Annotated in this window: 12 protein-coding genes; 10 read left to right on the top strand and 2 right to left on the bottom strand. The window is 36.9% G+C overall.

Annotated elements, in window-relative coordinates; all coding sequences use genetic code 11:
* Positions 1–22 precede the first annotated feature (22 nt).
* The 9 genes from rpoN (at position 23) to ACH0AK_RS03925 (ending at position 11779) form a co-directional block, all read left to right on the top strand.
* On the top strand, positions 23–1351 hold the full coding sequence (rpoN, locus tag ACH0AK_RS03965; protein WP_226075646.1) for an RNA polymerase factor sigma-54: 1329 nt from the start codon (positions 23–25) through the stop codon (positions 1349–1351).
* Positions 1352–1503: 152 nt separating this feature from the next.
* On the top strand, positions 1504–2595 hold the full coding sequence (locus ACH0AK_RS03960) for a sugar-binding transcriptional regulator (RefSeq protein WP_171844984.1): 1092 nt from the start codon (positions 1504–1506) through the stop codon (positions 2593–2595).
* A 40-nt stretch (positions 2596–2635) separates the two neighbouring features.
* Positions 2636–3637 (top strand): type I glyceraldehyde-3-phosphate dehydrogenase, encoded by a 1002-nt coding sequence (gene gap, locus ACH0AK_RS03955; protein ID WP_010734862.1) that lies wholly within the window; start codon positions 2636–2638, stop codon positions 3635–3637.
* Positions 3638–3743: 106 nt separating this feature from the next.
* A complete protein-coding gene (locus ACH0AK_RS03950) occupies positions 3744–4934 on the top strand; it encodes a phosphoglycerate kinase (protein ID WP_010734863.1) in 1191 nt (396 codons plus the stop codon).
* Between the two features lie 94 nt (positions 4935–5028).
* Positions 5029–5784 (top strand): triose-phosphate isomerase, encoded by a 756-nt coding sequence (gene tpiA, locus ACH0AK_RS03945; RefSeq protein ID WP_010734864.1) that lies wholly within the window; start codon positions 5029–5031, stop codon positions 5782–5784.
* A gap of 116 nt (positions 5785–5900) precedes the next feature.
* A complete protein-coding gene (gene eno / locus ACH0AK_RS03940) occupies positions 5901–7199 on the top strand; it encodes a phosphopyruvate hydratase (RefSeq protein ID WP_010734865.1) in 1299 nt (432 codons plus the stop codon).
* 803 nt (positions 7200–8002) lie between these two features.
* Entirely contained in the window at positions 8003–8497 is a 495-nt protein-coding gene (locus tag ACH0AK_RS03935; protein ID WP_019723101.1) for a hypothetical protein, read from the top strand.
* A 543-nt stretch (positions 8498–9040) separates the two neighbouring features.
* Positions 9041–10504, top strand: a complete 1464-nt coding sequence (locus ACH0AK_RS03930; RefSeq protein ID WP_137073085.1) for a helix-turn-helix domain-containing protein — start codon at positions 9041–9043, stop codon at positions 10502–10504.
* Positions 10505–10711: 207 nt separating this feature from the next.
* The gene (locus ACH0AK_RS03925) at positions 10712–11779 is read left to right on the top strand and encodes a WxL protein peptidoglycan domain-containing protein (protein WP_023520047.1); all 1068 of its coding nucleotides are present in this window, start codon (positions 10712–10714) and stop codon (positions 11777–11779) included.
* A gap of 46 nt (positions 11780–11825) precedes the next feature.
* On the opposite strand, the gene ACH0AK_RS03920 is transcribed toward ACH0AK_RS03925, so the two are convergent.
* On the bottom strand, positions 11826–12233 hold the full coding sequence (locus tag ACH0AK_RS03920) for a hypothetical protein (RefSeq protein ID WP_023520046.1): 408 nt from the start codon (positions 12231–12233) through the stop codon (positions 11826–11828).
* A gap of 197 nt (positions 12234–12430) precedes the next feature.
* Entirely contained in the window at positions 12431–12607 is a 177-nt protein-coding gene (locus tag ACH0AK_RS03915; protein WP_010734870.1) for a hypothetical protein, read from the bottom strand.
* Positions 12608–12870: 263 nt separating this feature from the next.
* On the opposite strand from ACH0AK_RS03915, the gene ACH0AK_RS03910 reads away from it, so the two are divergent.
* Positions 12871–13263 (top strand): hypothetical protein, encoded by a 393-nt coding sequence (locus tag ACH0AK_RS03910; protein WP_224434139.1) that lies wholly within the window; start codon positions 12871–12873, stop codon positions 13261–13263.
* Positions 13264–13376: the final 113 nt, after the last annotated feature.

Below are 13376 nucleotides of genomic sequence, written 5' to 3'. Positions count from 1 at the left end.
TACAAGGGGAATGGACAAAAAAATGAAATTTGAACAAAATTTTTCACAAAAACAACAACAAACACAAAAACTTGCCATGACACAACAGCTCCAACAGTCCATCCAAGTCTTGCAGTATAACAGCGAAGAGCTACTGGCTTTTGTTGAAAATCAGGCGTTGGAAAACCCCTTAGTAGAAGTGATCGAACCGGATTGGCAACCCGATTACCAAAAACGTAATGCCAGTTATGAGGGAGAAGAGATGAGCTACTTGAATCAAATTCCTGATACAACAGGCTCACTTTTTGAATCATTGATCGAACAAGTCCATTTGAATTACCGAGATACTTTCTTACGTAAGTTGATTTTATATTTGATCGAATATATCGACCTGAATGGTTTTTTGACTATTTCTTTAGAAGACGCCATCCAACAAACGAATGCGACACCGATCCAAATGCTTGACGCATTGACGCTGATCCAGCAGTTAGAGCCAGCAGGTGTTGGGGCGCGAAGTTTACAAGAATGTTTGATGTTACAAACCGAAAGAGACGATTATGCGCCCGAATTGGCTTACATCGTCTTAGAAGAATGGTTTGATCAATTAGTCGAACGCAAATGGAAAGAGATCGCCCAACATTTTGCGATTCCATTAAGCGATGTACAACGGATCTTTGACTATATCCAAACCCTTAGTCCAAGTCCTGGACGAGTCTTTGACCATAGTAGCGGTTTGTATATCATTCCCGATGTCAAAGTTGTCGTAATAGGTGAAGAAGTCCAAGTCATCTCAAATCGAGGCAACCAGCCGAATGTACGTTTTCAAGAAGCCTATTTTCAACAGATGCAAAAAAAAGCAGATAAAGAGACTGAAGCCTATTTGAACGAACGAAAACAAGAATTTGAATGGCTGCAAAAAACGATTTTGCAACGCGGTGATACGATCATGCGCGTGGCGCAAATCATTGTTTCTCGGCAAAAAGAATTCTTTACAAATGTCGCACGACCGATCCGCCCATTGACCTTAAAAGAAGTCGCAGAAGAAATCGACGTCCACGAATCAACGGTCAGTCGAGCAGTCAATGGCAAGTATCTTGAAACCGATTTTGGTGTCTTCGAATTGAAAAAGTTCTTTACGACGAGACTCCAACCTACAAATGCAGAGAGTACTGAAGACCTATCAGCAGATACCGCAAAGAAAAAAGTCCAAGAACTAGTGGATGCGGAAGATAAAAGCAAACCATTATCTGACCAAAAATTAGTAGAACTACTGAAAAATGACAAAATTTCGATTTCTCGACGAACAGTCGCCAAATATCGTGACTTGTTAGGAATCCCTAGTTCATCGAAAAGAAAACGGTATGATAGATAATTGAATGAAAGACTGGAAGAATCTTAAACATTTTTCTAGTCTTTTTTTGTTGATAAATACGGACAAAACTGTTAGACTATGTCATGTGAGGTTGAGATTTTCCTAGTAGAAAACGTGCAAGTTGGAAAGTCCGATTTATTTTTTTAGATCACATGGGTCGTTTTGAGTCTACATTGGACGAAAAATGTCCAACTAAGGAGATCGCTATGTTAGATGAATTGAAACTGATTGAAGCTGTTGCGCCAGACATCATGGATGTTTTGCAAGAACGCTATAAGATTTTGCGCAATATTTACTGGATGCAGCCAATTGGTCGTCGTAGTTTATCGGAAAGCATGGGCATGACCGAACGTGTCTTACGAACAGAAACGGATCTGCTCAAACAACTTGAACTGATCAACGCCTCTAAAAGTGGTATGACGCTGACGAAAAAAGGAGAGGAAGTCTATCAAAGCCTCGAAGGCTTTATGGACCAACTTTTAGGAATGCATCAGATTGAAATGAAACTATCTGAGTATTTTGGAAACCAGCGCTGTATCGTTGTTTCTGGAAACAGTGAACAACAACCAAAAGTAGCAGATGCTTTTGGCGAAGCCTTAGACGAATCACTGAATCTACTACTTCCTGAAGGTGATAATATCATCGCAGTCATGGGAGGAACGACGATGGCGATCGTTGCAGAGCAATTGACTAGCTTAGAAAACAGCAAGCGCCATAATTTGTTTGTTCCTGCGCGAGGTGGGATCGGTGAGGCGATTACTGTACAAGCGAACTCAGTCAGTGCTAGAATGGCTACAAAGGCAAATGGAAAACACCGAGCACTATATGTGCCGGAACAATTAAGCTTGGCTACTTACAATTCATTACTCAATGAGCCGTCTATACAAGAAGTTTTAAACTTGATAAGTCAGGCAAATTGTGTTATTCATAGTATTGGACGGGCGTTGCATATGGCAGCGCGACGAAAGATGAATGAAGAAGAATTGCTGATGTTGAAACAAGCCAATGCCGTTGCGGAATCTTTTGGCTATTTCTTCAATGAAAAAGGAGAAGTCGTTTATAAAGTCCCACGAATCGGCATCGAATTAAAAGACTTAGCTAAAGTCCCGATCATTCTTGCGGTTGCAGGAGGGAAAGCCAAAGCCAAAGCAATTCGAGCGTATATGAATAATGCACCAAAACAAACGTGGCTCATCACAGATGAAGCCGCTGCTAATGAGATTTTAAAAGGGGTATCCCTTTAAAATAAATATTTTTTTGATTTTCATAAGGAGGAAATCTTAAATGACAGTTAAAGTAGGTATTAATGGTTTTGGACGTATTGGACGTCTAGCGTTCCGTCGTATCCAAGATGTAGATGGAATCGAAGTAGTAGCAATCAACGATTTGACAGATGCTAAAATGTTGGCACACTTGTTAAAATACGATACAACTCAAGGACGTTTCAACGGAACAGTTGAAGTTCACGAAGGTTCATTCAACGTAAACGGAAAAGAAGTTAAAGTATTAGCTAACCGTAACCCTGAAGAATTACCTTGGGGCGAACTAGGCGTAGACATCGTTCTAGAATGTACTGGTTTCTTCACTTCAAAATCAGCTGCTGAAAAACATTTAACAGCTGGTGCTAAACGTGTTGTTATCTCAGCTCCTGGTGGAGACGATGTACCAACAATCGTTTACAACACAAACCATGAAACATTAACTGGTAAAGAAACAGTTATCTCTGGTGCTTCATGTACAACTAACTGTTTAGCTCCTATGGCTAAAACATTGAATGACAAATTTGGTGTTGTTGAAGGATTAATGACAACTATCCACGCTTACACAGGTGACCAAATGACTCTTGACGGACCTCATCCTAAAGGTGACTTCCGCCGTGCACGCGCTGCTGCTGCAAACATCGTTCCTAACTCAACAGGTGCTGCTAAAGCAATCGGTTTAGTAATCCCTGAATTGAACGGTAAATTAGACGGAGCTGCTCAACGTGTACCAATCGCAACTGGTTCATTAACAGAATTAGTTACAGTTCTTGATAAAAACGTAACAGTTGATGAAGTAAATGCTGCAATGGAAGAAGCAGCTAACGAATCTTACGGTTACAACACAGACGAAATCGTTTCTTCAGATATCGTTGGTATGACTTACGGTTCATTATTTGATGCTACTCAAACAAAAGTAATGACTGTTGGTGACAAACAATTAGTTAAAACTGTTGCTTGGTACGACAACGAAATGTCATACACTGCACAATTAGTACGTACTTTAGAATACTTCGCTAACTTATAAGATAAATCGTACAAGTGTAACCTATATCCATGTACACTTAAAAGCGGGGAAGCAATCGCGCTTCTCCGCTTTTTTTGATAAGATGTTTATTTTAGGAGGAAATCAAATGGCTAAGAAAACAGTCAAAGATATTGATTTAAAAGATAAAAAAGTCCTTGTTCGTGTTGACTTCAACGTTCCTTTGAAAGACGGCGTCATCACTGATGATACACGTATCAAAGCTGCGTTACCAACAATCAATTATGTGTTGGAGCAAGGCGGAAAAGCGATTCTTTTCTCTCACCTTGGACGTGTGAAAACAGAAGAAGACAAAGAAGGAAAATCTTTGGCACCAGTTGCAAAACGTTTAGGCGAATTGCTAGGTAAAGAAGTAACTTTCGTTCCTGAAACTCGTGGTTCAGAATTAGAAACAGCAATTGCTGACATGAAAGACGGAGACGTAGTTGTTTTTGAAAACACTCGTTTTGAAGACATCGACGGCAAAAAAGAAAGCAAAAATGATGCTGACCTAGGTAAATACTGGGCTTCTTTAGGCGATGTATTTGTCAATGATGCATTTGGTACGGCTCACCGTGCGCATGCTTCAAACGTAGGGATCGCTTCAACAGGTATCCCAACAGTTGCTGGATTCTTGATGGATAAAGAAATCAAGTTCATCGGCGAAGCAGTTGAAGAACCAAAACGTCCGATGATCGCGATCTTAGGTGGAGCGAAAGTTTCAGATAAAATCGGTGTCATCGAAAACTTGATTCCTAAAGCAGACAAAATCTTGATCGGCGGCGGAATGACTTACACATTCTACGAAGCAAAAGGCATCAAGATCGGTAACTCTTTAGTTGAAGCAGATAAAGTAGCTTTAGCAAAAGAATTGATCGAAAAAGCAGGCGACAAATTAGTTTTACCAATCGACAACGTTTGTGCCCCTGAATTTTCAAATGATGTAGAAACACAAGTCATTGAAGGAGATATTCCTGAAGGCTTGATGGCATTAGACATCGGTCCTGCTTCAGTTAAATTATTTGCTGATACATTACAAGGTGCGAAAACAGTTGTATGGAACGGACCAATGGGTGTATTCGAAATGAGTAACTTCGCTAAAGGTACGATCGGTGTTTGTGAAGCAATCGCTAACCTTGAAGATGCTACAACGATCATCGGTGGCGGTGACTCTGCAGCTGCTGCGGAACAATTAGGTTTTGCAGACAAATTCACTCACATCTCAACAGGTGGCGGTGCAAGCTTAGAGTTGCTTGAAGGGAAAGAATTACCTGGACTAGCTGCAATCAACGACAAATAAGCATAAAATCAACGAATAAATAAAATGGTGAGAGGACCATCTACAGATTGCTCAAATCTGTAGTCCTCTTACATTCTGAATAGGAGTGCATATCATGCGTAAACCAATTATCGCTGGTAACTGGAAAATGAACAAAACTGCATCTGAAGCAAAAGCTTTTGCAGAAGCAGTAAAAAACAAGATCCCTTCAAATGATAAAGTAGATTCAGTGATTGGATCTCCTGCATTATTCTTACAAGAATTAATGGCTTCAGCTGAAGGTACAGAATTGAAAATCGCTGCACAAAACTCTTACTGGGAAAACTCAGGTGCATTCACTGGTGAAACATCACCAGCAGCTTTAGCTGATCTAGGTGTACAATATGTGATCATCGGTCACTCTGAGCGTCGTGAATACTTCCACGAAACTGACGAAGATATCAACAAAAAAGCGAAAGCAATCTTCGCAAACGGTATGATCCCAATTCTTTGCTGTGGTGAGTCATTAGAAACATATGAAGCAGGCAAAACTGCTGAGTGGATCGAAGGACAAATCACTGCTGGTCTTGAAGGCTTAACAGAAGGTCAAGTAAGTAATCTAGTTATTGCTTACGAACCAATCTGGGCAATCGGTACAGGTAAATCAGCAGATGCTGAAATCGCTGACGAAATCTGTGGCGTGGTACGTCAAACAGTTGAAAAACTTTACGGCAAAGAAGTATCAGAAGCAGTTCGTATCCAATACGGTGGTTCTGTAAAACCTGAGAACATTGCTGAGTATATGGCAAAAGAAAATGTGGATGGCGCATTAGTTGGCGGAGCTAGCTTAGAAGCGGATTCATTCTTAGCATTACTTGATGCTGTAAAATAATTATTGAAAATTTGTGAAAAATGCAAGAAATGTTTGCACAAAGACACAAAATTAACTAAAATCGTATATGAGGGAAATCCCTTAGGAAAAAACCAAACTCAAAGGAGAGACAAAACATGTCAATTATTACTGATGTTTACGCTCGCGAGATTCTAGACTCACGCGGTAACCCAACAATCGAAGTAGAAGTATACACAGAAAGCGGTGCTTTCGGCCGTGGAATGGTTCCTTCAGGTGCTTCAACTGGTGAATACGAAGCAGTTGAATTACGTGACGGAGACAAATCTCGTTATGGCGGTAAAGGTGTAATCAAAGCTGTTGACAACGTAAACAACATCATTGCTGAAGCAATCATTGGCTACGATGTACGTGACCAAATGGCTATCGACAAAGCAATGATCGCTTTAGACGGAACTCCTAACAAAGGTAAATTAGGTGCGAACGCTATTCTTGGTGTTTCAATCGCTGTTGCTCGTGCAGCTGCTGACTACCTAGAAGTACCTTTATACCACTACCTAGGCGGATTCAACACAAAAGTATTACCAACTCCAATGATGAACATCATCAACGGTGGATCACATGCGGATAACTCAATCGACTTCCAAGAATTCATGATCATGCCTGTTGGCGCGCCAACATTCAAAGAAGCACTACGTATGGGTGCGGAAGTATTCCATGCATTAGCTGCAATCTTGAAATCTCGTGGATTAGCAACTTCAGTTGGTGACGAAGGTGGATTCGCTCCTAACCTTGGTTCAAACGAAGAAGGTTTCGAAGTAATCATCGAAGCAATCGAAAAAGCTGGCTATGTTCCTGGTAAAGACGTTGTTCTTGCAATGGACGCTGCTTCTTCAGAATTCTACGACAAAGAAAAAGGTGTTTACGTATTAGCTGATTCAGGCGAAGGCGAAAAAACAACTGACGAAATGATCAAATTCTACGAAGAATTAGTATCTAAATACCCAATCATCTCTATTGAAGATGGATTAGACGAAAACGACTGGGATGGATTCAAGAAATTGACAGAAGTTCTAGGCGACAAAGTTCAATTAGTGGGTGACGACTTGTTCGTAACAAACACTGAAAAACTTGCTGAAGGTATCGAAAAAGGAATTGCTAACTCAATCCTTATCAAAGTTAACCAAATCGGTACTTTGACAGAAACTTTCGAAGCAATCGAAATGGCTAAAGAAGCTGGTTACACTGCAGTAGTTTCTCATCGTTCTGGTGAAACAGAAGATTCAACAATCTCTGATATCGCAGTTGCAACAAACGCTGGCCAAATCAAAACAGGTTCTCTATCACGTACTGACCGTGTTGCGAAATACAACCAATTATTACGTATCGAAGACCAACTTGGTGAAGTTGCAGAGTACAAAGGTTTGAAATCTTTCTACAACTTAAAAAACAAATAATTAAATGAATGTAAAAATGCCCTTCTTATGTCAATGACATGAGAGGGGTATTTTTTTAGGCAGATGATTAATCAGAAAAAATATTTTTAGTACTTACAGAAACGAATGATAAAAACAAATCATAGATTCTTATGAATATAAATAAAGATCATCATTCCTCATATTTTTATTAGGCACAAAATCGATTAATTAGCTTTATCCAAGCTGTTCTTAATTCATCGCGTCTTTATCATGGATGATGAAAACGAGACGATTGAGAACAAGAATGTACCTCCTATAAACTTGAAGATCGACAACTATGTGGGCTTTCTTTTTATTATATAGTGTGTTATAGTCTATTGATTATCTAAACGACGAACGATTCCGAAGGATTTCTTCTTTATCATTTGCTTCTTTTACTTCCTCAAGCTAACCACCAACTCTTTTGACGTCATCACCATATGTTGCCATATAAACAAAACCCGCATAGTGTTCGGTTCCAATATAAATAAGTTGATTTTTGATGAATGTAAGAGAATAAGTTCTCATGGAAATTTTTTTGATAACCGGACACGGATTTGGTCGAAATATCACGCCTAAAAGGTCTAATAACTCTGATCAAAGGACAAATAGGGAGCTTTTATAGAGTTAAGGAGTGAGCCTAGTCCATCTTTCCGGACAAGTTTCTATCATGTAGCAAAGAACGTGGTGAAAGATTATCCTGTTTTTAAAAAAAGAGTTGAATGTTCGGATAAACCCTATGAGGGAATTTAATGTAAACTGATTTTGTGAAAAAAATATTAAATTCCGGAGGCTATCCAACAATGAAAAAAAAGGTATCCACAACAGTTATGCTATCAACTTTGTTGTTAGTAGGTAGTAACCCAAGCTTAGTAAACGCATCCGAGGCAGTCAGTGAAAAACAAATACCGATTGAAGTCCAAGATGGAAAACTAGATATCACTTTCAATGAAGGAACAACAAACAAAGTCGATTTCAAATTATCTGATTTTGACTTAAACTCAGATATGCGTAAACAAACGAAGGTCTTGAAAGCAACTGCTACAGTAAATAATACAAAATCACAGGATGTTTTTGTGAATATTTTTGCAAAACTTGACCAATATGGAAATGGACTAGACATTCAACCTTCAAACCCACATCTTCAAGCACAACAGGTAATGCGAATGAGTTCGGTACAGATCGAAAAAGATTTCGATGTCATTTTAGATGCAAATGATTACGTATGGCGATCAAACAGAGATGATAGTGCCAAAATCATCTTGACAGCACAAGAAGTAAATAATCCTTGGGGATAATACTCCGGACTAAAAAATAGTTTTTTTCAGTTGTGAAAGGCTTGCCAGATAAAAAGAGTTAAGTGTGCGAAGATTGACAGAATACGATGGATCATAATATAGAATACGTAGATCTATCCGTCTGTCCTATAGAATATTCAAAGAAGAAATGCTGATCCAATCAATGAAAACTACTCTTGTTGATTGCCTGATCAGTGTTCCTTCTTTTATTCTTTCGCGTAGTTGCAAGCTTCTACTGTCGCTGGTTGGTCCATCAGATTTATGAATCTAGTAATGCAAACAGAGAAAATTTTAATCAATAGAAATTTATTAGAAAAAGTGAAGGTGTTTAGATAATAATTCCGTAGAAAGACAAATATACATGATCAAAGCTTCACTACCTTAGTAATCAAGTCAAAATGTACAGGCAAGACCAATACAACAGCCATGCAAGTTGAACTAGGAGACATCGGTATAGTTCGCTGAAAATAAAAAATGAAACATTCTGACTAAATGAATTCTTCTTAGTATAGAATCCTCTAAAAATGAAGGTTGGTAGAAGAAATGGAATATATAATGGATACGTTTAGTAGCCGTTACTTAACAAAAAAACAAAACGAAATGTTGCAACTGTTTACGGTTCTAGTGACAGAAAAATATTTGTCATTGAATAAATTAAGTGAGCGGTTAAACTTAACGATGTATCAAACGAAAATATTACTGGTTGAACTCGAAGAAAACTTCGAACAATTGAATTTTACATTTTCATCTTTCTTTTTACTAGAAAAGGGGACGATTGGTTTAATTGAAGGTGTTAATCAGGAACTGTTGCTTCAAGTATTTGTTAATTTGAAAAAAAAGTTTTTTAATGAATCACCTTATTTTCAATTATTGCTCTATCTCTTGAAACACCGAAAAACTCGTGTAGTCGATATTTCCGAAAAGTTGATGTTTAGTAAGTCTTATAGTTATAAATTGATCAGCCGACTGAAAGATATCTTTCATTATCAAAAAATACCAATAACTATTAATAGTAATTTTGAATCAATTTCTTTGGAAGGCAATGAGATGTCTATCAGAACATATCATTACCTGGTACAAATCATGGCCTATAATGTTTTCGCAGATAGCCAAACAAGAGTGAATATTGACCTAGTAGGTGGACACTACGAGAGGTTGAAGACAACAAAAGCAAAGCATGACATTCTATTCTCAATACTTGAAAATGCTGTGTCACGTGGGTATATCATACAAGATTTGGACAAAACAGCGATAGAACTATTCGCTGATATGAAAGAACTATATGAAGAGAACTCGCTAACAAAGTTGATACCAACTCGAAACATGGAAGATAGAGAAAAAGAAGTTGCATTCTTTTATTTTTGTAGACAACTTCTCATCCCTGAAACGACAAGCAAGCAGGACAAGATAGTCTTAGGCAAAAAATTCAAAGAGCATAGACAGAACGAAATCGTTGATTTTTCTATGAATGTCGTCGAAACATTATCAGAAAAATATAAGATAAATTCCGATGTGGAACATGTGATTTTATATGAAAGTGTCATCAATAGTTGGGCATACAAAAATATTTATTTCGAGAATTTAAAAGGAGTGGCTAATCAAAATAGTCCCAATAGTAGAATCCATGAAGTGAAGCAGCTACTATTGGGAATAGTCAAAAACAGGAATTTTCAAGTTGGTGATAGACAAATATTTGCGAACAAGTTAGCACATATCCTTTCGTATTATTTGCCTATCCAAAACAATGAAAGAGTGACTATTGCTATATCGATGTTGCATCATCCGGAATATGTACCAGTTATCGAAAGTAAATTACTAACGATATTTAATAAAAAAATCATTCATTTCACTTCTGACTTTACTGATGCAGATATTTTGGTGTCTGATGGGATTATGTATCACGAAGAGTCCCAAGATTTTGCTTTTTTTAGAGACATTCACAATAAGGATCATTGGGACAATTTAAACGCGATTGTCCAAGCAAGAATTATCTTAAAGTTAGAGTAATGAATTTAATAAATATAAATAATAAAAAAAATCTCTAAGGATACTTATTCTTTTCAATTTGATCAGGAAAAAGTGAAACATTCTGATGAATCAAAATACAAAGTATGATGATAGGATAACTACTGTTGTGAAAAAAGAGGAATAAGAATGATCAAGAAAAAATATAGAGATTTAAGATACTTGATAGGAAAATGAATAGGAGAAATAATGACAAAAAATAGCCAAGCCAAAGAATACAAGTTAGTTGACTTCTGTTCGCTTATTTTCGTTTTATTGATGGGATGTTTTTTTTACATACAACCAGTAGAGGCGTCCGAGGAAGATACTGCATCGATCCTAGTGGATGTGCAACCCAAAGAATATGAGATCAGAGATAGCTATCTGCAGTTTACTCCAGAACTTAATAAGAACTATGAGTTTATTGCTACGATTACAAATATAGGTGACAAGGACTTAGATGTTACTGTCTATCCATCGGTTGCTATATCAACGATGGGAAGTGTCACTTATGTTGAAAATACAGAAAACCTTTTAGATGAAAAGTATGACTTTAGTAAATACGTGAAGATAACTGATGCTAATGGCGAACTAGAAGACGGGAAAATCAAAGTTGAAGCGAAACAAAGTGAAACGATAGCAATTTTGATCAATGTGACTGAGGAACTTGATGGAGAAGTTTTAGGTGGGGTGAATTTCTCTCAGACATTAAGTGAAGAAAGTCATGAAGATGCTGTAGATATCGTTCATGTCTATGAGAAAGTAATCCTATTTCATCTCAAGATGGATGAAATAGAGGCTGAAAAAGAACAAACTTATGATGAGTTTGAGTTTGTGAGCTCACAGGATGCGATAAGGCTTGATTACTATATAGCCAACAATGATCCTGCAGTAACTTTTGCGGAAAGCGGCTCGTACAAAGTAATCAATCCAAACGGGGATATCATTTCTGAAGGAGAAATTGAAGAAAGCTCAATTGCATTGACTCCAATGACTAAAACAAAGCTAAATCTACCGTTAGTTAGTGATGCAGAATTGATGTTTGGGGAATATCAGTTTATCCTAACTGTTGATGGCAAAGAAAAAGTAACTAAATTTAATTATACAAAAGAAGAGCTGGAAGGGTTGATAGAGCAAACAGGTGGTTCAAACAAGATTATCGTCAATCAAGGAAGTAATATCTGGGTGATCGGTTTGTTGCTTGTTTTTTCTGCTCTGTTGATCATCACAAGTGTAATACTTTATCTTAAATATAAGAAAACGAGAATCGACAGCTAAGGCTTCGATTCTCGTTTTGCATTTCAGTCAGATGATTTTTGAAAAATTATGTGGTTTCTTTATTAGGTAAAAGTCCGAATGTATAAATGATTAACAATGTCAGGAAAGAAATTCCAGTACCAACAAAGCCAAAACACATATCAATAAGATCAGGTGTGTTTATGAATCCAAAGACAGTTTCACATAGTGCATTTACTACGAGTAAGAGTAAAGAAAAGATGACTACATAATTGAATTTTATCCCCATCAATAACCAAAAATATGGAATCAAACCTAAAATCAAACTAATTGAAAAGTTTGAGATATGAAGATAAAAATCAGGATAGATAGAGGTGAAAATCGTAACATTCCAATACTTTGATAAATACATGAATGAGCCAATAGCAATCACCACAAGATATAAAATAGAAGTCCATAACTTGGGTAAAAATTTAAAAGCGAGTTGGTTTTTCATGAAGGGTCACCTCCGAATGATGTTTGAGTAATGAATATAGTGAGTTTTATTATGTATACACTGGCTTTTTATTGTTAAAAAAAAGGTGGTCAACTTCATTATAGCCTATGTAATACATCAAACAGTAAAGGACACATCCATATCAATAAAGACAATACCAAGACATGTCTGGTATCGTCCATAAAACAAACAATGCTTTATTCTTTTTGATTTTCCAAAATAAACAGAGACTCTTCTGACTGCTCATAATACTTTGGGGTTAATTTTATATCCACGTGGGAGTTATTTTTTCGAACGATCGATAATAGCATCGGGCTAAAACCTAAAATTGCTAGAACAATAGAACCAACTACTAAGCTTGTTTTTCTTAACATAATTGCTCCCTCTGTAAAAAGGTTAGACGAAATAAGCATTTCTCTATGATCGTATAAGACTAAAACGAACCGTATACGACGTATATGCGCCTTATCCAGTAAATTTTAATTTAAATAGGCAAAAATTACGTATAGTAATAATGAACGAAGTAGATGAGTAAAGAGTAGTACAAATAGAAAATACTAGAAAGTATTGATGTGCTGACAGAACTTACACAAAAAGTATCCGAGAATTTGAAGAGTAAGGAATGAGGGATAATCATTTGGGAAAGAAAAAGTGGCTGATTCTAGTAAGTATAGGTGTATTATTAGTTCTTTTGATGACGATAGAAGTGAAGAAGATGAGCGAACCAACAGAAAGAGAGAAACAAATTGCTTTTTTGAAAGAGCATGAAAGTAAAATGACAGAATATATTAATCAATACAAAGGTGAAAAAGTAACAGAAATTAATTATGATTGGAATAATGTTAATCGAGTGGTTATCGGAAATAGTCTTCCTAGTGGGGCTGGCAAAAAAATTCAAATTTTTGGATTTGTAAACCATAATCCACATATGGATTTCAGACTGGATATAGAATTAAATCAAAATAATATGCCTGATATGTCAACTTTACATTATGGACAACAAATAAGTGATGAGGAACTTAATAGCTGATATAGAGAATCAAGATATATCCTGATTTTAGGCGAAGCTTTTATACAGGTTGTGGTCATAGCGAAAACCTTGGTCTAGTAAAAAAGAAATTAGCTAACTATGATTACTATAGT

Source organism: Enterococcus pernyi, from assembly GCF_045371165.1.
GTDB classification, from domain to species: Bacteria; Bacillota; Bacilli; order Lactobacillales; family Enterococcaceae; genus Enterococcus_B; species Enterococcus_B pernyi.
The sequence above is the reverse complement of the archived record's forward strand: the minus strand, read 5'-3'. Positions and strand labels throughout refer to the sequence as shown.

Bases quoted from the DNA above. Each gene is read 5' to 3' on its own strand.
- ACH0AK_RS03915 (WP_010734870.1), bottom strand. From the start codon at position 12,607: ATGTTAAGAAAAACAAGCTTAGTAGTTGGTTCTATTGTTCTAGCAATT.
- ACH0AK_RS03935 (WP_019723101.1), top strand. From the start codon at position 8,003: ATGAAAAAAAAGGTATCCACAACAGTTATGCTATCAACTTTGTTGTTA.
- rpoN (WP_226075646.1), top strand. From the start codon at position 23: ATGAAATTTGAACAAAATTTTTCACAAAAACAACAACAAACACAAAAA.
- ACH0AK_RS03925 (WP_023520047.1), top strand. From the start codon at position 10,712: ATGACAAAAAATAGCCAAGCCAAAGAATACAAGTTAGTTGACTTCTGT.
- tpiA (WP_010734864.1), top strand. From the start codon at position 5,029: ATGCGTAAACCAATTATCGCTGGTAACTGGAAAATGAACAAAACTGCA.
- ACH0AK_RS03930 (WP_137073085.1), top strand. From the start codon at position 9,041: ATGGAATATATAATGGATACGTTTAGTAGCCGTTACTTAACAAAAAAA.
- ACH0AK_RS03920 (WP_023520046.1), bottom strand. From the start codon at position 12,233: ATGAAAAACCAACTCGCTTTTAAATTTTTACCCAAGTTATGGACTTCT.
- ACH0AK_RS03960 (WP_171844984.1), top strand. From the start codon at position 1,504: ATGGGTCGTTTTGAGTCTACATTGGACGAAAAATGTCCAACTAAGGAG.
- eno (WP_010734865.1), top strand. From the start codon at position 5,901: ATGTCAATTATTACTGATGTTTACGCTCGCGAGATTCTAGACTCACGC.
- gap (WP_010734862.1), top strand. From the start codon at position 2,636: ATGACAGTTAAAGTAGGTATTAATGGTTTTGGACGTATTGGACGTCTA.
- ACH0AK_RS03950 (WP_010734863.1), top strand. From the start codon at position 3,744: ATGGCTAAGAAAACAGTCAAAGATATTGATTTAAAAGATAAAAAAGTC.